Here is a 22457-nt window from a genome sequence, read left to right on the forward strand (position 1 = left end):
CCCAAACGGCACGGCCCCGGCACTGAGAGCGCTCACGGGAGAGACGGCACTTGCGGTCAACTCGGCGGTACGGGGAGCTTTTTACATCGTTGAAAGGAGGCTGTAAACCCTCCGCGCACGCTTCTCGGGAACGCCGGTCACCCGGTCCGGGCGGCCCGCGCTCAGCGCCGGCCCAGCGTGCTCTCCCGCTGCACCAGCCGGAAGTCGGCGACGAGTTCACGTCCGCCGGTCCGTTCCGGATGCGCCAGCTTGGTCAGCAGCGACTCGACCGCGAGACGCGCGATGGCCTGCTTGTCCGGCGCCACCGTGGTCAGCGTGACGGCTCCGAACTGCCCTTCCGCGATGTCGTCGAAACCCACCACCGCCACGTCCCACGGCACCCGCAGACCCCGCTCGTGCAGGACCCGCATCGCACCGATCGCCACCAGGTCGTTGTACGCGAACACCGCGTCGGGCCGCACCCCCGCGTCCAGCATCCGCGCCATGGCCTTCGCCCCGTCCCACCGGTCCCAGCCGCCGACCGGCCCCACCAGGCTCTCCGGTGCGGCGATCCCGGCCGCCGTCAGCTCCTCGCGCCAACCCTGGAGCCGCAGGTGGGCGGGGCGGTTCGCGGAGTCCGTGCGGGCCCCCAGGTAGGCGATGGAGGTGCGGCCGCGCCCGATGAGGTGGCGCACCGCGGTGCGGCTCGCGGCGATGTTGTCGATGGCGATGTGGTCGTAGTCCAGGTCGTAGCTCCGCTCGCCGAGCAGTACCAGCGGCACGTCGTCCTCGCGGGCCCGCAGGTCCTCCGCCTCCAGCTCCAGCGGGCTGAGGATCAGGCCGTCGATGACCCGGGCCCGGAAGCCCTGGCTGACCAGGACCTCCTGCTCGCGCTCGCCGCGGGTGTGGTCGAGCAGCACCGTGAAGTCGTGCTCGGCCGCCGCGTCGATGACGGCGCCCGCGAGCTCGGCGAAGTACGGGTTGCCCAGCTCGGGGACGGCGAGGGCGATGATCCCCGTGCGGCCCTTGCGCAGGTGACGTGCCGTCAGGTTCGGGCGGTAGCCGAGCTCGTCGATGGCTTCCTGGACGCGGGCCCGCATCGCCGGGGTGACGTGCTGATACTTGTTCACCACGTTCGAGACGGTCTTGATCGAGACGCCCGCGCGCTCCGCGACGTCCTTGAGGCTAACCCGCACTGGATCTCCCTGCGTCGGTGGCCGCCCCGGCCCTCCGGGGCGTTTGTCATGACCCTGGACAGCGCGCGGGAACGCGTGCTGTCATGCCAACTGTCGTTCCTTCCAACGTTGTACAGACTCGTTGTACCGACTGCAGCGACAAGCCGCCACCCTTCCTCACCAAGGAGGATCCGTGCGCCTCAGACGACATCCCGGACGCCCCGCACACCTGGGCCGAACCCTCGCCCTGCTGCTCGCGGGCGCCCTCGGCATCGCGGGACTCACCGCGGTCCCCGCCGCGACCGCCGCCGACGACCCCGTCGAGATCCAGGGGCTCAAGGGCGAGTACTTCACCCAGTCCGCCCCGGGCGCCTTCGACTTCGACAAGCTCAAGGCCACCGGACTCGACCCGAACATCGACTTCGGCAACCTGGAGTCCCGCCTCAAGTCCACCACCGGACAGGCCGACGACGTCAGCGTCCGCTGGACCGGCCGGATCGTGCCCGAGAAGACCGGCGCCACCACCTTCTCGATGATCGGTGACAACGGCTTCCGCCTCTGGGTGGACGGCAAGATCGCCATTGACCACTGGCAGGACGACTGGGACAAGGAACAGACCTCCAAGCCCATCGAGTTGACTGCGGGCAAGGCCTACGACATCAAAGTCGAGTACTTCGAGCACTACGGCGGCTCCAACCTGCGCCTGAAGTGGACCCCGCCCGGCGGCGAGAAGAAGGCCGTCCCGCGCAGCGCCCTGCGCATCCCCGCGGACTTCGACTACGACGGCGCCATCGACGCCACCGTCCTCAAGGACGGCCGCAGCCTCAAGCTCGACTTCGCCCAGAAGCTCGCCGCCCCGCCCGCGGGCCTCACCGACCACCTCGATGCCGTCATCGGCGGCGCCAAATGGCCGCTCGGCACGGTCAGGACCGACCCCGCCGACCCACGCAGCCTCCTCGTAGGCCTGAAGGAACCCGTCGTCGGCAACAAGGCCGGCAACGCCCCCGGCCTCGCCGACGTCCGGTACGACGGCAAGGGCGGCCTGAACGGCGCGGACGGTGTCGCCGTCGGCCAGTTCTGGACCAGCGGCCCCAACCACTCCGAACACCAGCTGCGCACCAAGTGGGCCGACGACGTCACCCCGGGCAACGCCCACCGCGAGTACCCGCGACCGCAGCTGCAGCGCAAGGACTGGCAGAACCTCAACGGTTCCTGGCAGTTCGCCGCAGCCGAGGCGGGCGAGAAGCCGCCGGTCGGCAAGAAGCTCAAGGAGAAGATCCTCGTCCCCTACCCGGTGGAGTCCCAGCTCTCCGGCATCGAGCGGCACGAGGACCGCATGTGGTACCGCCGAACGTTCACCGTCCCCAAGAACTGGAGAATCGGCGACGGCAAGCGGCTCAACCTCAACTTCGGCGCCGTCGACTGGCACTCCGAGGTGTACGTCAACGGCCACAAGGTCACCGAACACAAGGGCGGCTACGACAAGTTCACCGCCGACGTCACCGACGCCCTGAAGCCCGGCCGCACGCAGGAACTCATCGTCGGCGTGTACGACCCGACCGACGCCGACAACGGCGCGAACCCGCCCGTCGGCAAGCAGCGCCTGGACCCCAGCGGCATCTGGTACACCCCGTCGTCCGGCATCTGGCAGACCGTGTGGATGGAGCCGGTGGCCGCCGACCACGCGGACTCCCTCAAGATCACACCAGACGTCGCCAACAAGCAGGTCACCGTCGAGGCGCGCGGCGTGCGCGACGGCGTGCCGGTCACGGCGGCCGCGTACGAGGGCAAGAAGAAGGTCGCCGAGCTCAGCGGACGCACCGGGAAGCCGCTCAAGCTGAAGATCACCGACCCCCGGCTGTGGTCGCCGGACGACCCGTTCCTCTACGACCTCCAGGTCCGCGTGGGCAGCGACCGCGTCACCGGCTACTTCGGCATGCGGTCCATCGCCGTCGAGAAGGTGAACGGCACCCCGCGCACCGTCCTCAACGGCAAGCCGGTCTTCCTCATGGCCACGCTCGACCAGGGCTTCTGGCCGGACGGCCTGCACACCGCGCCCAGCGACGAGGCCCTCGCCCACGACCTGAAGATGCACAAGGACATGGGCTTCAACTCGGTCCGCAAGCACATCAAGGTCGAGCCGGACCGCTGGTTCTACTGGGCCGACAAGCTGGGGCTCCTCGTCTGGCAGGACATGCCCGCGATGGAGGCGGGCCGCACCCCGGACGCGGCCGCCCGCGCACAGTACGAGCGCGAGATGAAGCAGATGATCGACGAGCACGCCAGCAGCCCGTCGGTCGTCATGTGGGTCACCTTCAACGAGGGCTGGGGCCAGTACGACATCGGCCGCGTCGCCGAGCAGGCCAAGGCCTGGGACCCGACACGGCTGGTCAACAACATGTCGGGGCTCAACCTCGGGGCCGACGGAGGCACCGGCGACATCATGGACGAGCACGGATATCCGAGCCCGGCCATCCCGCCGCGCCCCGACGGCAAACGGGCCCTGGTGGCCGGCGAGTACGGCGGCCTCGGACTCGCGGTGCCCGGCCACGCCTGGTCCGTCCAGCAGAGCTACGTCGACGTGGACCCGGCGACGTACACGGATGACTACCTCGCCAAGCTCGACGAGGTGCGCGCCCTCGCCTGCAAGGGCAACAACGGCGCGGTCTACACCCAGATCACCGACGTCGAGGGTGAGCTGAACGGCCTGCTCACTTACGACCGCAAGGTCGTCAAGCCGGACGTGAAGCGGGTTAAGGCGGCGCACGAAGCGCTGATCCGTGACGCCTCACAGGCCACGGTGCCGGGCTGCACGAACTCCTGACCCCGGGGTCTCCGGCCCGCCCGTCGGCAGGGCGGGCCGGAGTCCAGGGGCCCCGCACGGCAAGATGGGGCGGGGCGAGAGGAAGTGAGGCAGTCATGGCGCCGTACGACGTCAAGCGCGAGCGGAAAGAGTTCTACGCGCCCAAGAACAGGGCATGGGCGGTCGTGGACGTGCCCGAGCAGCAGTTCATCGCCGTCGACGGCGCGGGAAACCCCAATACGGCGCCCGCCTACACCGAAGCGGTCGAAGCCCTCTACACGGTCGCCTACACCCTGAAGTTCGCCGCCAAGCGCACGGCGGGCGGTGACTTCGTCGTCGCTCCGCTGGAAGGACTGTGGTGGGCGGACACGCCCGAGGCCTTCACCAGCGGCGCCAAGGACGCGTGGAGCTGGACGATGCTCATCAGCATGCCGCCCTGGATCAGCAAGGAGATGATCGAGGACGCAGGACAGGCCGCGCCGGCCAAGAAGAAGCGCCCCGCGATCTCCCGGGTCCGGCACCTCACCCTGCACGAAGGGCGCAGCGCACAGGTGCTGCACATCGGCTCCTACGACGACGAGGCGCCCGTGCTGCACGAACTCCACCACACCTACCTCGCCGCGCACGGCCTGCGGCCCACGGGACTGCACCACGAGATCTACCTCAGCGACCCTCGCAGGACCGCTCCCGAGAAGTTGAGGACCGTGCTGCGTCAGCCGGTCGAGAGCGTCGACCCGTAGTCTCACCGCATCTGCCGCCGCACCAACTCGTGCAGCCGCCCGCCCGTATCGGCCAACAGCTGTGCGGGCGGGCCCTGTTGGACGATGCGGCCCTCCGACATGACGACGACACGGTCGGCGTCCATGACCGTGGAGAGGCGGTGCGCGATCACGACGCGGGTGGCGTTGAGGGCGCGGGTGCTGTCGATGACCGTGCGCTGCGTCTCGTTGTCCAGGGCGCTCGTCGCCTCGTCGAAGAAGAGGACGCGGGGGCGGCGGATCAGGGCCTGGGCGATCATCAGGCGCTGGCGCTGGCCGCCGGAGACCGCGCCGCCGCCGGAGAGCATCGTGTGCAGGCCCATCGGCATGCGCTTGATGTCCTCGGCGAGCCCCGCCATCGCCGCGGCCTCCCACGCCTCGTCCTGCGAGAACGACTCCGCGCCGCAGATGCAGTCGAGGATGGACCCGGTGAGCGGCTGGGCGTTCTGCAGGACCACGCCGCACTGGCGGCGCACCGCCGACTGATCGAGGGCCGCCAGGTCCTGACCGTCGTACAGCACGCTGCCCGAGACCGGCTCGTCGAAGCCGATCAGGAGGCGGAGCAGCGTCGACTTGCCGCAGCCGCTCGGTCCGACGACGGCCACGAACTCGCCGGGGCGGATCGAGAGCGACACGTCGTCGAGGACCAGCGGGCCGTCGTCGGTGTAGCGGAAGGACACGCCCCGGGCCTCGATCGCGCCCTGCAGCTCGCCCGGCTGCGTACTGCCCGAGCGGACCTCCGGAGCCTCGTCGAGCACCGGCTTGATCTGCTCGAACATCGGCAGCACGGAAGCCGCCGAGATCAACGCGCCGGTGAGCTGCGTGACGGACGTCAGGAGCATCGTCACGGCGGTGCTGAAGGTGAGGAACTCGCCCGCGGTCAGGCTCCCGCGCGCAGGGCCCGCGAGGAGCACGAACATGACGAGGGTGCAGAGCGGCAGGTAGACCGCGTTGAGGACCGTCGTGACGTTCTTGATGCGCCCGGCCCGCTGCTGCAGCTCGCGGCTGCGCGCGAACTCGCCTGCCCACGCCGCGTACGCGAAGCTCTCGGCGCCCGCCACGCGGAGCTTGGGCAGCCCGCGCAGCGTCTGGAACGCCTGGTTGTTGAGCTTGTTGCCGAGCTCCACGAGCCGCCGCTGCCAGCGCAGTTCCCACAGGCCGAGGGTGAGGAACACGGCGGCGATGACGGTCAGCATCCCCAGCGCGGCCAGGGCGAGGGGCACACTGTAGAACAGCAGCAGGACCAGGTTCATCGCGCCGACCGAACCGGCCTGGAGCGCGACGGGCCCGATGCCGGACATGACCCGGCGGATGGCGCTGACGCCCATCGCCGCGCTCGCCAGCTCACCGGTGGAACGCTCCGCGAAGAAGCGCGTAGGCAGCCGCAGCAGCCGGTCCCAGACCGCGGGCTGCAGCGTGCTCTCCATCCGCCCCTCCATCCGCAGCACGGTGAGGTTCTGGAGCAGCATGAACGCGGCCGAGACGATGCTGGTGACCATGACGGCCAGGGACACCTGCACGATGAGGCTCTTCTCGGCGTTCGGCACGAACACCCCGAGCACCTGTCCCGTCGCGATCGGCACCAGCGTGCCGATCGCCACGGTCACCAGACCGGCGAGCACGAGGTTGCGCAGGTCACCGCCGGTACCGCGCAGGCTGAAGCGGAAGAGCCGCCCGAGCGTCAACGGCCGCTCGGGCAGCGGACGGTAGAACATCACGCCCTGCGGCTCGAACTCGTCGGCGTTGTCCGCGTCGACACGGGTGCGCCGCCCGGACGTCGGATGCACCGACTCGTAGCCGCCGCGCCGCCACAGCAGCGCGACCGGCGCGCCGCTCGCGGCACGGTGCCCCACGAGCGGCCCCGCGTTCTCCCGCCACCAGCGCCCGTCGAGCCGCACGGCGCGCGTGCGGATCCGGGACGCCACCGCGACCTGCTCCACGGGGTCGATCCGGTCGCTCACCGCACCGCTGTCCGCGGCGTCCGACAGCGTGATGCCCGCCGCCCGTGCGACGAGGCGGCAGGCGGCGTACGTCGCGTCGTGTCCGCCACCGGACTCGGTGCGCCGCGCACCGCGCCGCCCCGAACGCCCGATGGAGGCGATCAGCGTCCGGTCGGCCTGCTCGCGGACGCTCTCGCCCGCCTTGATGCCGGCCGCCGTACGGTCCTCATGGGCCCGCTCCAGGCGTTCGATCCAGCGGTCGAGCGTGGCCAGAAGCCGGTACTGCTGGTTGACCATCCGCTGCCACATCGCGGCGTCGACCAGCAGATCGCCCGCGGCCTCCGCGCTGTAGGCGGCGCCGTACTGCACGCTGCCGGGCGCGACCGGCATCCACAGGATGTCGTCGTCGGCCACCACCTCGTCGCCCGCGGTTCTGCCGTCGAGCGGCGCCTCGAACAGGACCCGGTGGCCGCGCCCGATGCCGAGCGCGAAGGCGTGCTCCAGGAGGCTCAGGGCGGCGTCCTGGGTGTCGTACTGGCTCGGGTACTGCTGCTCGTACGACCAGGTGTCGCCGTAGTCCGGGCGGTACAGCTCGCGCAGCGGGACGCGGCGCAGCTCGCAGCCCTGCAGGGGGCGGCCGACCAGGGTGTGCTGGGGGCCCTCGACGGGGCCGAGGAGCAGGGTGCCCGGTTCGAGGCGGCCCAGGTAGTGCCAGTGGCCCTGCTGCACGGCGTCGACGGCGAACAGGTCGAGGGCGCCCGCCACGACGAGCCACAGCACCTGCGGCCCCTCCAGGTGCACACTGCGCAGGCCCGCGCAGTCGACCGGGGTGCCCAGCGCGTTGAAGGCGGCGGCGACCGTGTCGTTCGGGTACGCGTGCTGTTCGGGTACGGAGGTCACCTCAGTGCTCCTTGACCAGGTCGGCGTAGGGACCGCCCACGGCGACGAGGTGTTCGTGGCGGCCGCGCTCCACGACCTGCCCGTGGTCGAGCACGACGATCTCGTCGCTGTCGCGCACGGTGCTCAGGCGGTGGGCGATGACGACGCAGGCGCAGCCGCGGCGGCGCAGGTTGTCGATGATGACCTGCTCGGTCTCGGCGTCCAGGGCACTGGTGACCTCGTCGAGGACGAGGATGCTGGGGCGGCGGACCAGGGCCCGCGCGATCTCCAGGCGCTGGCGCTGCCCGCCCGAGAAGTTGCGTCCGTCCTGCTCGACGCGGCCGTGGATGCCGCCGGGCCTGCGGGCCACCACCTCGTACAGACAGGCGTCCCGCAACGCGGCCACCACCGCGTCGTCGGGAATGGACGGGTCCCACAGGGCGACGTTGTCGCGGACCGTGCCCTCGAAGAGGAAGACGTCCTGGTCCACGAAGGACACGGAGGCCGAGAGCGCGCCGCGCGGGATGTCCTCCAGGCGCTGTCCGTCGATGCGGATCGTGCCCTCCCACGGGCTGTAGAGGCCCGATATCAGCCGCGACACCGTCGACTTGCCGCTGCCGGAGCCGCCGACGAGCGCCACCTGCTGTCCGGGCCCGACCGTCAGCGAGAAGCCGGTCAGGAGCGGCTTGTCGAGGGGGCTGTACCCGAAGGTGATGTTCTCCAGGGTGACGTGCCCCTTGAGGCGGCGTGTGCTGGCGGCGGGTTCGGGGCGCGAGTAGAGGGTGTCGACGGGGAAGTTCTCGACGTCCTTGAGGCGGGCGACGTCGGCGGCGAAGTCCTGGATGCGGCCCGCGACGCCGTTGAGGCGGGTGATCGGCGCGGTGAACCGGGTGACGAGGGCCTGGAAGGCGACGAGCAGCCCGATCGACAGGTGCCCCTCGACGGCGCGCAGCCCGCCGATCCACAGGATCAGCGCGCTGTTGAGGGTCGCCAGGGTCGGCGCGACGACACCGAGCCACGCGCTCGGCACGCCGAGGCGCTGCTGCTCCTCCAGCGTGGTCGCGTGCTGGCCCGCCCACCTCCGGAAGTAGCCGTTCTCGCCGCCGGTGGCCTTCATCGTCTCGATCAACTGCAGGCCGGTGTACGAGGTGTTGGTGAGCTTGGCGCTGTCGGCGCGGAGCTTCTGCGTGCCGGTGGCGCGCAGCCGGATGACGACGCGCATCGCCACGACGTTCAGCAGGGCGATGCCGACTCCGACGAGCGTGAGCTGTGGATCGTACGTCCACAGGAGCGCCGCGTAGAGGAGGACGACGATGCCGTCGACGCCGGCGGCCGTGAGGTCGCGGGCCAGGGTCTCGGCGACCGCGTCGTTGGACGCGAGGCGCTGCACGAGGTCGGCGGGGGAGCGCTGGGCGTAGAACGTGACGGGCAGCCGCAGCAGATGGCGGAAGAAGCGGGCGCTGCCGAGGGTCGAGGAGATGATGCGGCCGCGCAGCAGGTTCGCCTGCTGCAGCCAGGTCAGCACCACGGTGAGCGCGACCATCGCCCCCATCGACGCGAACAGCGCGCCCAGCAGCGACGTCTGATGGCCGATCAGGAAGAGATCGATGTACGTCCGGCTGAGCGCGGGCAGCGCCGCGCCGGCCGCGACCAGCAGCAGGCTGGCGAGGAGCGCGGCGAGCATGGTGCCCGTGGTCCCGCGCAGCCGGGCGGGCAGTGCCTTCATGACGCCGGGCCTGCGGCCTCCCGGCCTGAAGTCGGCGCCGGGTTCGAGGATGAGGACGACGCCGGTGAAGCTGGTGTCGAAGTCCTCCGACGGCACGAAGCGGCGGCCCTTGTCCGGGTCGTTGATGTACACGCCGCGGCGGCCGAGGCGGCGCCCCGTGCCGTCGTACACGACGTAGTGGTTGAACTCCCAGAAGAGGATCGCGGGCGCCTTCACCTCGGCGAGCGCGGCCGGCTCCATCTGCATGCCCTTGGCCGTCATGCCGTAACCGCGCGCAGCCTTCAGGACGTTGCTGGCGCGTGAGCCGTCGCGGGAGACGCCGCACGCGATGCGCAGCTCCTCCAGGGGGACGTGCCGCCCGTGGTGGGCGAGGACCATGGCGAGTGCGGCGGCGCCGCACTCCACGGCCTCCATCTGCAGAACGGTGGGGGTGCGGACGGTCTTGGGGCGCCTGCCCTTCGACGCGGGGCGCGGTGCCGCGCGGCGGCGGCGCGGCGGTTCATCGGGGCGGTGCCTGCGGCGGCCGCCGGGCGGCGGCAGCTGCTGCTGGTGCGCGGGGGAGGGGTGGGGAGCGGTCACGGAAGCAGCCAATCGATCGGGCGCTGCTCGGCGAGGTGGACGGCGCCGGTGGCCAAGGTCATGGAGTCGAGCGCGAAGGGCGGCCCGTCGGCGGTCGACCAGGCGTAGCCGGACCTGGTCGCGGAGGAGGGGGCGAGCCGTACGAGGACGGCGACGGGAGGCCCGTCCTCCGTGAACTGCCCGGCCAGTTCGCGGTCGCCGAGGAAGCCGGTGATCTTCTGCCGGCTCTGCGCGGCGCGGCCGACCGCCTTCACCCTGCCGCGCAGTGTCCCGTACCGCTCCGTGGGCACGGACTGGACGGTGAGATCGACCGAAGCGCCGACGGGGACGGTGGCCGCGCTGTCGGCGGGTACGTAGAGCATCGCCGTCAGCGGGTCGTGGGCGCCCGCCGTGCGCTCCAGGGTCGCCACGTCGGCGCCGGTGGTGACCACGGTGCCGATCCTGGCGACGAGCGCGGTCACGCGGCCCGCGGCGATCGCGCGCACGACCTTGTCGCCCTGCTCGGTGTGGACCTTGAGCACGGGGGCACCGGCGGCGAGCCGTTCGCCCTCTTCGGCGAGGACGCGGGTCACCTGACCGGTGACGGGGCTCTGCAGGACGTAACTGCCCCGGCCGTGGGTGAGGATGCCGGGCGCGCGGAGCGTCGAGGAGAGGGAGCCGGTGACGGCCCAGACGCTCGACGCGGCCATGACGACGAGGGTGACGGCGAGGACGAGCAGGCCCTGGGGGCGGGCGTAGCGCACCGGCAGGTCGAGTTCCTCGGGCGACTGCAGTTTGGACAGGGCCTGTTGGCGGAACTGCACGGAACGCTTTCCTCACTGTGCCTCGGGCTGCTGTGCCGATGCGTCCGAGAGCCCCGGAACCTGAGGTCCCGGGGCTCCCGAAGCACGGCGAATCTATGAGCGGAAAGCTCAGAGACCGGCGGTCAGGCCGTCGGCCAGGCCGGTGACGGCGCCGGTGTTCAGGCCGGTGGCACCCTCGACCGTGCCGACGACGCCGGCGACGACGCCCGAGACGGGGGAGATGGAGTCAACGGTGCCGGTGACGTTGGACGCGACACCGGCGACGAGGCCACCGGACACGTTGTCGAGGTCGGCGTCGGAAATCTCGAGGGTCTCGACCTGGGGGACGTTGTTCATGGTGTGAGCTGCCCTTCTCAATGAATGTGCATAGGTATTTCCACCGCGGAACCTGGGGATTCGAATTCCGCGGCGAGCCAGGATCAAAGCACGTTCGCAGCTCGTACATCCAGTCGACCGAGCGGCCGCCGAGCGCGGTTGTGGCGGCGTATCACCGCTGCGTGCAGGCGGGTTCACCGCGTCGCGGCAGCTCCTTCACAACATTCACAGACGGGAATGGAGGACGCGGAGCGACTCCTTCCAACAAAACGGACACTTTCCCGCCGGTGTGCGGCTCGTGTGGTCGATGCATGGAAATTCGTGGAGAGGGGGGCCCGAATTCCGTGACCGGAGTGCACATTCGATGTGCAGGTTGTTTGAAGGCATGCCGGGCACGCCCAATCGCGACCGAAGGGGGCGCCGAGGGGCGGGCCGCCCTTAATGTGCTGTTAACTCAGCGTAGCTTGATCGTACTTGACCGTAGTCGCCCGGAAGGGTTGACTTCTCGTTCGTCATCCCCCGCATCGTCCTCGACGCGAGAGCGAGTCCGTGACTTCTACGCCTGCTCAGAGTTCCGACCTGCTCGTCCCTCTCGATCTGGCCTTCTGGAACATTGAGACCGCCGAACACCCCATGCATCTGGGGGCACTCGGGATCTTCGAGGCCGACGGACCCGACGCGGCGGACCGCGCCGCGGGGCTCCTCGCGGCCCGCGCGGCGACCGTGCAGGGACTGCGCATGCGGATACGTTCCGTCTGGCTGCCCGTCGGCGGCGCGATGCGCGTACCGATGTCCGCCTTCGACGCCCTGGAGCACATACGGATCGCGGCCCCCGTGCAGGACTTCCACGCCGCTGCGGGGGAGTTGATGGAACGTCCGGTGGCGCGCGACCGGCCGCCGTGGGAGGCGCACGTCCTGCCGGGCGCCGACGGCACGTGCTTCGCCGTCCTCTTCAAGTTCCACCACGCGCTCGCCGACGGCCTGCGCGCCCTCACGCTCGGCGCCGCCCTCCTCGACCCCGTCGACCTGCCCGTCTCCCGCCCGCGCCCGCCGGCACCCGCCGCCTCCCCGTGGTCGCTCCTCGACCCCCGCACCCTGCCGGACCGCGTCCGCGGCACTGTCGCGGACGTGGGCCAGGCCCTCGGCATCGGCACCTCCGTGGCCCGCGCCGCGCTCGGCGTACGCTCCTGCGCCGCGCTCTCCTCGGCCGCCACCGGCACCCGCCGCACCGCCGGCGTCGTCCTCGACCTCGACGACGTGCACCAAGTGCGCAAGGCCGTCGGCGGCACCGTCAACGACGTCCTGATCGCCGTCGTCGCCGGGGCCCTGCGCCGCTGGCTCGACGAGCGCGGCGACTGCAGCGAGGGAGTCGAGCCGCGCGCCCTCATCCCGGTCTCCCGCCGCCGCCCCCGCACCGCCCAACCGCCGGGCAACCGCCTCTCCGGCTACCTCGTCCGCCTCCCCGTCGGTCGCGAGGACCCGCTCGACAGGCTGCGCGACGTGCGCGCCGCCATGGACCGCAACAAGGACGCGGGCCCCGAGCGGGGCGCCGGAGCCGTGGCGCTCCTCGCCGAACACGTGCCCTCGCTCGGGCACCGGATCGGCGGCCCCGTCGTCGCCCAGGCCGCCCGGCTGCTCTTCGACATCCTCGTCACCAGCGTTCCGCTGCCCGGCGTCGGACTGCGGCTCGGCGGCTGCCGCCTCACCGCGGTCTATCCCTTCGCGCCCCTCGCCCGGGGCCAGTCCCTCGCCGTCGCCGTCTCCACCTACCGCGGGCGCGTGCACTACGGACTGGTCGCGGACGCCGCCGCCGTGCCCGACCTGGAGCTCCTCGCGCGGAGCCTGCGGGACGAGCTCGCGGGACTCGTGACGGTCTGCGCACGGAAAGCGGGTTTGGTTCCCGGGCCCACCGCTACGTAAACTTCCGCTTTTGGAGTTCCGCGGACGACCGGATGCGCCGTGGCACGGACAACGAGGACAACGGCGATGACGGTGACAGACGAAAGCCAGGAGGGGCACGCCGAGCACGTGGCGTACGGCCCCGGCATCGACCCGGACCGTCTCGCCGTCTGCCTCAGCGTGCTCGACGAGCTGGACAAGCTCGACGTCGACCACCCGGACGCGATCGCCGTGCGCCGCGCCACGGCCGGGATCTACCGGACGGTGAAGCAGCGCCGCCGCCAGGAGCGCCGCGCCGCCAAGACCGCCCACGACAAGGCCGTCACCGAGGCCACCGCCACCGGCTCAGCGCAGCGCATCGACGACGAGACCGAGGGCCTGCTGCCCTCCTCGCAGACGGAGGAGGGCCGGATCGCGGGGATACTCCAGCGCCCGCGCTCCTGCTACACCTGCAAGACGCGGTACGTGGAAGTCGACTACTTCTACCACCAGCTCTGTCCGGACTGCGCCCGCCTGAACCGGACCAAGCGCGACGCCCGCGCCGACCTCACCGGCAAGCGCGCCCTGCTCACCGGCGGCCGCGCCAAGATCGGCATGTACATCGCGCTGCGGCTCCTGCGTGACGGTGCCCACACCACCATCACGACGCGTTTCCCCAAGGACGCCATCCGCCGCTTCAAGGCGATGGACGACTCGGCGGACTGGCTGCACCGCCTGGAGGTCGTCGGCATCGACCTGCGCGACCCGGCGCAGGCCGTGGCCCTCGCGGAGCGGGTCGGGGCGGCGGGCCCCCTCGACATCCTGATCAACAACGCGACGCAGACGGTACGCCGCCTGCCCTCCGCCTACGCCGCGCTGGTCGACGGCGAGAGCGCGCCGCTGCCCGCCGGGGAGCTGCCCGCCCACTCCGTCATCGGCGCCTTCAACTCCGGCGCGGTCGACGGCCTCGCCGCGCTGCCCGTCGGCACGAGCGGTCTGGACGCGCAGAAGGTCGCCGACCTCGCGCTCGTCGCGGGCAACGCCAGCGTCGCCCGGCACCTGGACGGCACCGCCATCGACGCGGGCGGCCTCGTCCCGGACGTCGTCGACAGCAACACGTGGGTGCAGACCATCGAGCAGATCTCCCCGGTGGAGCTCCTCGAGACCCAGCTGTGCAACTACACGTCGCCGTTCATCCTCATCAGCGCGCTGCGCCCGGCCATGGCCGACGCGGCGAAGAAGGCGTCGAGCGGCCGGGCCCACATCGTGAACGTCTCGGCGATGGAGGGCGTCTTCGGCCGCGGGTACAAGGGCGCGGGGCACCCCAACACCAACGCCGCGAAGGCCGCGATGAACATGGTGACGCGCACCAGCGCCCAGGAGATGTTCCAGACCGACGGCATCCTCATGACCTCCGTCGACACCGGCTGGATCACCGACGAGCGCCCGCACTACGACAAGCTGCGCCTCGCCGAGGAGGGCTTCCACGCCCCGCTCGACCTGATCGACGGCGCCGCCCGCGTCTACGACCCGGTGGTGCGCGGCGAGGCGGGCGAGGACGTCTACGGCGTCTTCCTCAAGGACTACGAGCCGGGCAAGTGGTAGCCGAGCAGGCCCGTGGGGCCGACTGAGACCGTCGTCTCAGTATTCGGATGGTTCTCGGAGATTTTTGGGCAGCCGGTCCGGGTGCCGCGCGTGGCGCGGTCCGGACCGGCTGCCGCCTTTTTCGCCAGTCGTGACCGGGTGGGCGCCCACGGTGACCGGTAGGCCCGTGCGGGCCCAACACCCGGCGCCGTCACGGTTGGTGGCGGAGTTGCTCCGGTGCGTGCCGACGCTCGGGTGGCGGCTTCGGCCGTGCGTCCCGCCGGGGTCTGCGGGAGCCTTGATGATCCGGCCCTCGCGCGGTCGCTTCGGGGGCGTTGTCCGGATTCCACCCCGACTCAGGTCCCCATCGAGCGAGGCGGCGCTCATTTGGTTAATGTAGGGCGAACGGGCGGCCACGAGAGATCCACAAGCATCCCTCGGCCGCTCGGGGGACAGGCCGGCGACCACGGCCGCGGTCCCGCCAGAGAACGGCGCCACCGCGACCGAACTGCCCTTGTCCTTCCGTTACGCGACACAAAGGAGTGCGCGGTGACACCAGATCTGACGAAGCACGAGAAGCGACCGGCGGAACGCGGCGGCGAGCGGGCCGGACGGCCCCAGAAGCTCCGCAACCTGGAGGCGTGGGCCAAGGCGGCCCCCATCCGTCTGGCCGGCTACGAGGACGACCTCGCCGAGCCGCACATCCTCCCCGGTATCGACTGAGCCGACACCGGCCCGGTACCGCACCGGCCCGCTTCGCCACGTGCCCCCTGTCCTGGACGACCGGGGGCACCGGTGTGTCCGGGCATGTGACGCCTCCGCAGGCGTGACCTCCGAAGCGTGACCTCGGAAGGTGTGCGGCAACTCGCGTTGACACGCGGGGGAGCGGTTGACTGTAATGGTGCCCGTGCCGCGTGGCGCCGACCAAAGAGCAGTGGGCAGGTCGGCGGGCCGGGCGAGCACCTTCACTCAAGGACGACGCCGATGAGTACGTCATAAGCACGTCGTGAGTTCTCACCCTCAGGCCATCGCCTGACCCGCGCGCTTCGACGCGCCCCCGGTCACGCCGTACGCGTGGCCGCGACGTTCCTCCACCACCACGCACGGAGATGCGACACCGTCATGCCCACACCCTTCAACCAGTCCGTCATCGACGAGTTCCGAGCGAACGGCGGCAAGGTCGGCGGCCCCTTCGAGGGCGGCGACCTCCTCCTGCTCACCACCACCGGCGCCCGTTCCGGCAAGCAGCACACGACCCCGCTCGGCTACGTCCGCGACGGCGGCCTGCTCCTGGTCACCGGGTCGAACCTCGGCGGCCCGCGCCACCCCGACTGGTACCACAACGTCCTCGCGCACCCCACGGTGAGCGTGGAGCTCGGCACCGAGACGTTCGAGGCCGTCGCCGTCCCCGCCGAAGGGGAGCGGCGCGACCGGCTCTTCGAGCGGATCGTGGCCGCCGACCCGGGCTACGGCGAGTACCAGACGCGGACGGACCGGGTCCTGCCCGTGGTCGTTCTGGAACGGCCCGCGCACGAGGCGGACATCCCGCAGGACGCCGGCAACTTCGCCGACAAGATGCTGCAGGTGCACCTCTGGCTGCGCGGCCAGCTGCGCCACGTACGCGACGAGACCGACGCCTACTTCGACGCGCTCGCCGCGCACCGGGGACCGGACGCCCCGCCGCCACCGGGCCTCGGGCTGCAGATCCGGCAGCACTGCCTGGCGTTCTGCGATGCCCTGGAGTTCCACCACAGCGGTGAGGACGCGCACCTCTTCCCGACCATGGCCGGGTACCACCCCGAACTGCGCGACACCTTCGACCGGCTCGCCGACGAGCACCGGGAGATCGCCCGCATCCAGGGCGAGCTGGCCGCGCTCCTCGCGGACGTCGGCGGCGCCGACCCCGTACGGTTCCGTGCCGAACTCGCCCGTATGTCGGAGGAGCTGACCGCCCACCTCGACCACGAGGAGGAGTCGCTGCTGCCGATCCTCGCCGGGCTTCCGTGGCCTCCAGGACCGCCCGCCTGACACCGGCTCACGCCCGCGCCCGCCCCGTGCTCTCGCGTTCGATGAGGCGCGGGAGCGGGACCTGGACCGTCGCCGCGGGACCGTCGTCCAGGAGGGCGAGGAGTTCGCGGGCGGCGGTCCTGCCGAAGGACACCGTGTCCCGGGAGAGGGCCGTCAGCCACGGGTGCACCATGCGGCACAGCGCCGAGTCCTCCCAGGCGACGACCGACACGTCGTCAGGGACCGCGAAGCCGAGGGAGGTCGCGGCGGCGACCCCGGCGACGGCCATCACGTCGTTGTCGTAGACCAGCGCCGTCGGGGGCTCCGCCGCCTCCAGGACCCGCCGGGTGGCGGCGGCTCCCTCGGCGTCGGAGTAGTCCGTCGTCACCGAACGGACCCCCGACAGGCCGCGGCCGTCCGCCTCGACGCGCAGGGTGCGGATGCGGCGCTCGGTGTGCGCGAGCCCTTCCAGGCCCGCGATGTGCACGATGCGGCGGTGCCCGAGCGCGTGCAGGTGGCCCACGACCGAGGCCATCGCGCCCGCGTCGTCCGCCCACACCGTGGACAGGCCGGGATGCCCCGCGTCCGGATCGGGCACGCCGCCCGTCACCACCGCGGGCAGCCCCAGCTCGTCGAGGAGCGCTGGCCGCGGGTCGTCCGTGCGCGGGTCCACCACGAGGACGCCGTCCACCCGGTGCTCCGCCCACCAGCGCCGGTACACCGCGCACTCGGCGTCCACGTCCTCCACGACCTGGAACAACAGCCCCAAGTGCCGCTCCGCGAGCACCTCCTGGACCCCGGAGATCAGCTGCAGGAAGAACGAGTCGACGCCCAGCGTCGCCGCCGGGCGCGCCACCACCAGGCCCACGGTCGCCGAGCCCTCGCCGGACAGGGCGCGCGCCGCCGTGCTGGGCCGCCAGCCCAGCTGCTCGGCGACCCTGCGCACCCGGTCGCGGGTGATGTCGGAGACGCCGGGCCGGCCGTTGAGCGCGAAGGAGACGGCGCTCTCGGAGACCCCGGCGCGGCGCGCGATGTCCTTCATGGTCGGCCGGCGCGCCGGTGACCGCTTGCCTTGCACCCGTTGCCCCTTTCCTGGCTCCCGGATACTAATGCGCTTGAGCGCTCAGACTCTAAAGCGCATTAGTCATCTGCCGCAAGACTTCCAACACACCCGTCTGACCTGGCGAGTTGTGCGAACGATCGGCCGATCTTCGATTTCTGTTCCCCTGATTTCCCCGAATCCATTGACTTTGCGCCACCGTTCCGTGCAGGGTCTGCCTCGGCGTGGATTGCCCGGCTCGGACGGTCGCAGTCACCGCCGTCTCACGCTGGGCCGAGCAAAGGAGCCGTTTCACCGTGCGTATCTCCCGCAACCCCCGCAGAGCCGTCGCCGCAGGCGCCGTCCTCGCCGTCCTGCTGCCGTTGAGCGCCTGTGGTGACGGGGACGACGGAGGAGGTTCGACCGACGCGTCGGGGAAGGTCGAGGGTGAGATCACCTTCCAGACCTGGAACCTGAAGGCGAACTTCAAGTCGTACTTCGAGGGCGTCGTGGACGGCTTCGAGAAGAAGTACCCGGGCACGAAGGTCCGGTGGATCGACCAGCCCGGCGAGGGCTACGCCGACAAGATCAGCGCCGACGCGGCCGCGGGCACCCTGCCCGACGTCGTCAACGTCTCGCCCGACCTCGTCGCCCCGCTCGCCAAGGCCGGCCTCGCCCTCGACCTCGACAAGTCGGCGTCGAAGTACGAGAAGGAGTACCTCCCCGGCGCCTGGAAGAGCCACCAGATACCGGGCATGGACGGCACGTACGCCTTCCCCTGGTACCTCAACACCGGGCCGCTCTTCTACAACAAGCGCCTGTTCAAGGACGCGGGCCTCGACGAGAACAAGCCCCCGACGACGTACGACGAGCTCTTCGACGACGCCCTGGAGCTGGCCGACAAGAGCGACGGCAAGGTCGCCACGCTCGCCAACGTCCCCACGATCGAGGACTTCGGGCGCTACGGCGTCCCGCTCATGAACAAGGAAGGCACCGGCTTCACCTTCAACGACGCCAAGGGCGTCGAACTCCTCGCCAAGTACAAGAAGCTGTACGACGCGAAGGCCCTCGACGGGCAGGCGCTGACCGCGACCCCCGAGTCCACCGGCAAGAAGTTCCTCACCGAGGCCGTCGCCATGAACCCCGGCAGCGCCCTCGACCTGGAGAAGTTCAAGAAGGACGCGCCGCGGCTCTACAAGAACATCGGCATCACGCCGCAGATCAGCAGCACCGGCAAGGACAACATGTACGTCATGGGCGTCATGGTGAACACCAAGACGAAGCAGACGCCCGCCGCCGTCGCCTTCGCGCACTACGTCACGGACGCCCAGCGCCAGATGGAGTTCGCCAAGAAGGTCGCGATCTTCCCGAGCACCGAGGGCTCCCTCGACGACCCGTACTTCACCGAGCAGGACGGCAAGGACGAGACGCGGGTACGCGTCGCGGCCGCCAAGTCCATCAAGACCGCGGTGAACTACACCCCCGTGCTCTTCAGCGAGCAGATGAAGGTCGAGCTGCGCAACTCCGTCGCCAAGGCGCTGCAGGGCAAGCAGAGCCCCAAGGAAGCACTTGACAACGCTGTCAAGAACTGCGACCGGCTGCTCCAGCAGAGCTGAGACCAGGAACCGGTACCGCCATGAAGAGCACCACCGCCTCCCAGGCCGCCCCCACCGACCTCGCGACCACCGGCACCGCACGCGTGCGCAAGGAGCCGCGCCCCGACGGGCGCGGCCCCCGCCGCGGCATCCGGCGCCAACTGCCCACCAGCCCCTGGCTGTTCGCGGCACCCGGCCTCGCGATCGTCGGCATCTTCATCCTCTATCCGTTCCTCAGCACCCTGAACAACGCGTTCACCGACAAGCGGACCCTCATCGAGGGCGACTACGTCGGCTTCGCCAACTTCCAGGAGCTGTGGCACGACGAGATGTTCTGGATCGGCCTGCGCAACAGCACGCTGTACGTCCTCGGGGTCGTGCCCGCGCTCGTCATCCTGCCGCTGCTGCTCGCGATGCTCGTCCAGAAGCACATCCCCGGCATCACGTTCTTCCGCTCCGCCTTCTACACCCCGGTGGTCGCCTCCATCGTCGTGGTCGGCCTGATCTGGGTGTGGATGCTCGACGAACGGGGTCTGGTCAACGCCCTGTTGGAGGCGGTGGGCGTCGGCAAGGCCGGCTTCCTCAGCGACCAGTGGCTCCTCCTCCTGAGCGCCATGACGGTCACGGTCTGGAAGGGCCTCGGCTACTACATGATCATCTACCTCGCGGCGCTCGCCAACGTGCCCCGCGAGCTCCACGAGGCCGCGGCCGTCGACGGAGCGGGCGCCGTACGCCGCTTCTTCAGCGTCACCGTGCCCGCCGTGCGCTCCACCATGGTGCTCGTCGCCGCCCTCTCCTCGGTCGCCGCCTTCAAGGTGTTCTCCGAGGTCTACCTGATGGCGGGGCCCACCGGCGGTCCGGCGGGCGAGGACACCACGCTCGTCATGCTCGTCCAGCGCGTCGGCACCGGCCTGACCGGGCGCGTCGGCTACGCCTCGGCCATCTCCGTCGTCGTCTTCGTCGTCACCGTCGCGCTCATGCTGCTCGTCCTGCGGGCGGACCGGAAGGAGGACGCGTGACCACCATCGACGGCGGTGCGCGCCAGGAGACCCGCACCGACAAGGCCCGGGGGCCGCGTCGGCGCCGGATCACCGACGAGAACGGCCGCAGGATGCCCGTCTGGGAGATCGTCCTGCGCTATCTCCTCCTCATCGCGGTCCTCGCGCTGATGATCGGCCCGTTCCTCTGGCAGCTGTCCACCGCGCTCAAGGGCCCGCACGAGAACATCTTCAGCTCGCCGCCGAAGTTCCTCCCGTCCGACCCGACCCTGCACAACTTCGAACGCGTCGCCGACACCATCCCCGTCTGGGACTACGCGCTCAACTCGCTGAAGGTCGCCGCCGCCAACGTCGTCACCAACTGCGTCGGCGCCGCCCTCGCCGGCTACGCCCTGGCACGCCTGCGCTACCGCGGCCGCAAGGCGGCCACGATCGTCTTCATCCTGGCCATGCTCGTGCCCGTCGAAGGCATCATCATCGCCCAGTTCACCACCATGCGTGAGCTCGGCCTGAACAACACCCTCATCGGTGTGCTGCTGCCCGGCTGCGTCTCCGCGCTCAACGTCCTGCTGATGCGCAACGCCTTCCTCAACGTGCCGTACGAGATCGAGGAAGCCGCCTTTGTGGACGGCGCCAACGTCTGGCAGCGGTTCCTGCGCATCGCGCTGCCCGCCGTCAAGGGCACCCTCGCCGTCGTCGCGATCTTCGCGTTCATGGGGGCCTGGGACGACTTCCTGTGGCCGCTGATCGTGCTGAGCGACCCGGACCGGTTCACCCTCACCATCGGCCTGAACTACCTGCACGGCACGTTCGCCAACGACGAGCGGCTCGTCGCCGCGGGCACCGTCATCGCCGTACTCCCGCTGATCATCCTCTTCGCCTGCCTGCAGCGGTACTTCTTCCGCGGCGTCGGCGAGGGCGCGGTCAAGGGCTGAGCACCCGCCCCGCGATCCGCCGCGCCCCCTCTCATCTCCCCCCAGAACCAGGATCCCCCTTGCCCTTCTCCGTATCGCCTTCGGGCGCGCCGCGCTTCGGCGCCAACTACACGCCCGGCCAGGGGTGGTTCCACCACTGGCTCGACTTCGACCTCGACGCCGTACGCGCCGACCTCGACGCCATCGCCTCGCTGGGCCTCGACCACATCCGGGTCTTCCCGATCTGGCCGTACTTCCAGCCGAACCGCACGCTCATCCGCCCGCGCGCCGTCGATCAACTGGTGCAGCTCGCCGACGCCGCCGCCGAGCGCGGCCTGGACGTCAACGTCGACGGTCTGCAGGGGCACTTGTCGAGCTTCGACTTCCTGCCCGCGTGGACGCAGACCTGGCACCGGCGGAACATCTTCACCGACCCCGACGTGCTCTCCGGACAGGCCGATTACTTGCGTACGCTGGCCGCCGCGCTGGCGGACCGGCCCAACTTCATCGGCATGACCATCGGCAACGAGATCAACCAGTTCTCGGCGGGCCCGCACCCCGACCCCGACCGCATCACCGAGGAGCAGGCGGAGAGCTGGCTGCGCACCGTCCTCGCCGCCTGCGAGGAGGGTGCCCCCGGCAAGCTGCACCTGCACGCCGAGTACGACGCCGCCTGGTACCAGGACGACCAGCCCTTCACCCCGGCGCAGGCCGCGGGACTCGGCGCGGTGACCGCCGTGCACTCCTGGGTGTTCAACGGCACGGCCCAGCGCCACGGACGCACGGGGGCGGCGACGCGGCACCACGCGGCGTACATGATCGAACTGTCCAAGGCGTGGGCGACCGACCCGCGCCGTCCCGTATGGCTCCAGGAGGTCGGCGCGCCCGCGCCGCTCATACCCGCCGAGCACGCGGCGGACTTCACCGAGGACACGGTCGAGGCGGCGCTGGACTGCCAGGACGTGTGGGGCGTGACGTGGTGGTGCTCCCACGACGTCTCGCGCGACCTCGCGGACTTCCCGGAGCTGGAGTACAGCCTCGGTCTGCTGACCAACGAGGGGAAGGTCAAGCCCGCGGGGGAGGCGATCGCGCGGATCACGCGGGAGTGGCGGAGCCGTACGTACGCGCCGGCGCCGCGGACGACCGCGGTGGTCGTCGACGATGACCTGTCCCGGCGCTCGGAGTGCGGCCCCGGTGGGGCGGTCTTCGAGGCGTTCGCCCGTCTTGTGGCGGACGGGGTGCGACCGGCGGTGGTCCTTGCCGGACGGGTGGGGGACGCGGGGCACCTCGCTGCGCGGGGCATCACGGAGGTCGTGAGACCGGGGGAGGTCCGTTAGGCCAGAACGATTTCTCCTTCCCCGACCCCGCCCCTTCCCGAAACCAAGGGGCTGCGTCTTTCAGCCCCTCCGGCGTTTGAGGAGCGGGGCCTGGGCGGAGCCACAGTTTCGGGAAGGGGCGGGATCGGGGAAAGCCCACCACCCACCC

Annotated in this window: 16 protein-coding genes; 10 read left to right on the top strand and 6 right to left on the bottom strand. The window is 70.8% G+C overall.

Features of this window, described 5'->3' with window-relative positions; all coding sequences use genetic code 11:
• Positions 1–161 precede the first annotated feature (161 nt).
• Positions 162–1175, bottom strand: coding sequence for a LacI family DNA-binding transcriptional regulator (locus tag DEJ49_RS32810; RefSeq protein WP_150187457.1), 1014 nt, complete (start codon positions 1173–1175; stop codon positions 162–164).
• Between the two features lie 172 nt (positions 1176–1347).
• On the opposite strand from DEJ49_RS32810, the gene DEJ49_RS32815 reads away from it, so the two are divergent.
• On the top strand, positions 1348–3978 hold the full coding sequence (locus DEJ49_RS32815) for a PA14 domain-containing protein (protein WP_223833088.1): 2631 nt from the start codon (positions 1348–1350) through the stop codon (positions 3976–3978).
• A 95-nt stretch (positions 3979–4073) separates the two neighbouring features.
• Entirely contained in the window at positions 4074–4697 is a 624-nt protein-coding gene (locus DEJ49_RS32820; RefSeq protein WP_150187458.1) for a GyrI-like domain-containing protein, read from the top strand.
• Between the two features lie 2 nt (positions 4698–4699).
• On the opposite strand, the gene DEJ49_RS32825 is transcribed toward DEJ49_RS32820, so the two are convergent.
• The 4 genes from DEJ49_RS32825 to DEJ49_RS32840 form a co-directional block, all read right to left on the bottom strand.
• The gene (locus DEJ49_RS32825) at positions 4700–7555 is read right to left on the bottom strand and encodes an NHLP bacteriocin export ABC transporter permease/ATPase subunit (RefSeq protein ID WP_150187459.1); all 2856 of its coding nucleotides are present in this window, start codon (positions 7553–7555) and stop codon (positions 4700–4702) included.
• Position 7556: 1 nt separating this feature from the next.
• Positions 7557–9839 (bottom strand): NHLP family bacteriocin export ABC transporter peptidase/permease/ATPase subunit, encoded by a 2283-nt coding sequence (locus DEJ49_RS32830; RefSeq protein ID WP_150187460.1) that lies wholly within the window; start codon positions 9837–9839, stop codon positions 7557–7559.
• Positions 9836–10642: an HlyD family efflux transporter periplasmic adaptor subunit gene (locus tag DEJ49_RS32835; RefSeq protein ID WP_150187461.1), complete on the bottom strand. Its 807-nt coding sequence runs from the start codon at positions 10640–10642 to the stop codon at positions 9836–9838. The genes DEJ49_RS32830 and DEJ49_RS32835 overlap by 4 nt, the downstream gene beginning before the upstream one ends.
• A gap of 108 nt (positions 10643–10750) precedes the next feature.
• Complete coding sequence (locus DEJ49_RS32840; protein ID WP_150187462.1) at positions 10751–10978, bottom strand: type A2 lantipeptide; 228 nt, start codon at positions 10976–10978, stop codon at positions 10751–10753.
• A gap of 528 nt (positions 10979–11506) precedes the next feature.
• Here DEJ49_RS32840 and DEJ49_RS32845 point away from each other — a divergent pair.
• The 4 genes from DEJ49_RS32845 to DEJ49_RS32855 all read left to right on the top strand — a co-directional run bounded on the left by DEJ49_RS32845 (position 11507) and on the right by DEJ49_RS32855 (position 16447).
• Positions 11507–12877: a wax ester/triacylglycerol synthase family O-acyltransferase gene (locus tag DEJ49_RS32845; RefSeq protein WP_150187463.1), complete on the top strand. Its 1371-nt coding sequence runs from the start codon at positions 11507–11509 to the stop codon at positions 12875–12877.
• Between the two features lie 66 nt (positions 12878–12943).
• Positions 12944–14440, top strand: a complete 1497-nt coding sequence (locus DEJ49_RS32850) for an SDR family NAD(P)-dependent oxidoreductase (protein ID WP_150187464.1) — start codon at positions 12944–12946, stop codon at positions 14438–14440.
• 528 nt (positions 14441–14968) lie between these two features.
• Complete coding sequence (locus DEJ49_RS36090; RefSeq protein ID WP_167355632.1) at positions 14969–15142, top strand: hypothetical protein; 174 nt, start codon at positions 14969–14971, stop codon at positions 15140–15142.
• 399 nt (positions 15143–15541) lie between these two features.
• The gene (locus tag DEJ49_RS32855) at positions 15542–16447 is read left to right on the top strand and encodes a nitroreductase/quinone reductase family protein (protein WP_150187465.1); all 906 of its coding nucleotides are present in this window, start codon (positions 15542–15544) and stop codon (positions 16445–16447) included.
• 7 nt (positions 16448–16454) lie between these two features.
• Here DEJ49_RS32855 and DEJ49_RS32860 read toward each other — a convergent pair whose 3' ends face one another.
• Positions 16455–17468 carry a LacI family DNA-binding transcriptional regulator gene (locus DEJ49_RS32860; RefSeq protein WP_150188643.1) on the bottom strand — a complete coding sequence of 338 codons (1014 nt, stop codon included), beginning with the start codon at positions 17466–17468 and terminating at the stop codon, positions 16455–16457.
• A gap of 314 nt (positions 17469–17782) precedes the next feature.
• On the opposite strand from DEJ49_RS32860, the gene DEJ49_RS32865 reads away from it, so the two are divergent.
• The 4 genes from DEJ49_RS32865 to DEJ49_RS32880 all read left to right on the top strand — a co-directional run bounded on the left by DEJ49_RS32865 (position 17783) and on the right by DEJ49_RS32880 (position 22309).
• Positions 17783–19081: an extracellular solute-binding protein gene (locus DEJ49_RS32865; RefSeq protein ID WP_150187466.1), complete on the top strand. Its 1299-nt coding sequence runs from the start codon at positions 17783–17785 to the stop codon at positions 19079–19081.
• Positions 19082–19101: 20 nt separating this feature from the next.
• A complete protein-coding gene (locus DEJ49_RS32870) occupies positions 19102–20079 on the top strand; it encodes a carbohydrate ABC transporter permease (RefSeq protein WP_223833089.1) in 978 nt (325 codons plus the stop codon).
• Between the two features lie 92 nt (positions 20080–20171).
• A complete protein-coding gene (locus DEJ49_RS32875; RefSeq protein WP_223833255.1) occupies positions 20172–20993 on the top strand; it encodes a carbohydrate ABC transporter permease in 822 nt (273 codons plus the stop codon).
• A gap of 59 nt (positions 20994–21052) precedes the next feature.
• Positions 21053–22309: a glycoside hydrolase 5 family protein gene (locus DEJ49_RS32880; RefSeq protein WP_150187467.1), complete on the top strand. Its 1257-nt coding sequence runs from the start codon at positions 21053–21055 to the stop codon at positions 22307–22309.
• Positions 22310–22457: the final 148 nt, after the last annotated feature.

Source organism: Streptomyces venezuelae, from assembly GCF_008642335.1.
Taxonomy (GTDB): Bacteria; Actinomycetota; Actinomycetes; order Streptomycetales; family Streptomycetaceae; genus Streptomyces; species Streptomyces venezuelae_F.

Coding starts and splice junctions, on each gene's coding strand:
- DEJ49_RS32840 (WP_150187462.1), bottom strand. CDS start 10,978: ATGAACAACGTCCCCCAGGTCGAGACCCTCGAGATTTCCGACGCCGAC.
- DEJ49_RS32860 (WP_150188643.1), bottom strand. CDS start 17,468: ATGAAGGACATCGCGCGCCGCGCCGGGGTCTCCGAGAGCGCCGTCTCC.
- DEJ49_RS32850 (WP_150187464.1), top strand. CDS start 12,944: ATGACGGTGACAGACGAAAGCCAGGAGGGGCACGCCGAGCACGTGGCG.
- DEJ49_RS32820 (WP_150187458.1), top strand. CDS start 4,074: ATGGCGCCGTACGACGTCAAGCGCGAGCGGAAAGAGTTCTACGCGCCC.
- DEJ49_RS32875 (WP_223833255.1), top strand. CDS start 20,172: ATGCCCGTCTGGGAGATCGTCCTGCGCTATCTCCTCCTCATCGCGGTC.
- DEJ49_RS32855 (WP_150187465.1), top strand. CDS start 15,542: ATGCCCACACCCTTCAACCAGTCCGTCATCGACGAGTTCCGAGCGAAC.
- DEJ49_RS32870 (WP_223833089.1), top strand. CDS start 19,102: ATGAAGAGCACCACCGCCTCCCAGGCCGCCCCCACCGACCTCGCGACC.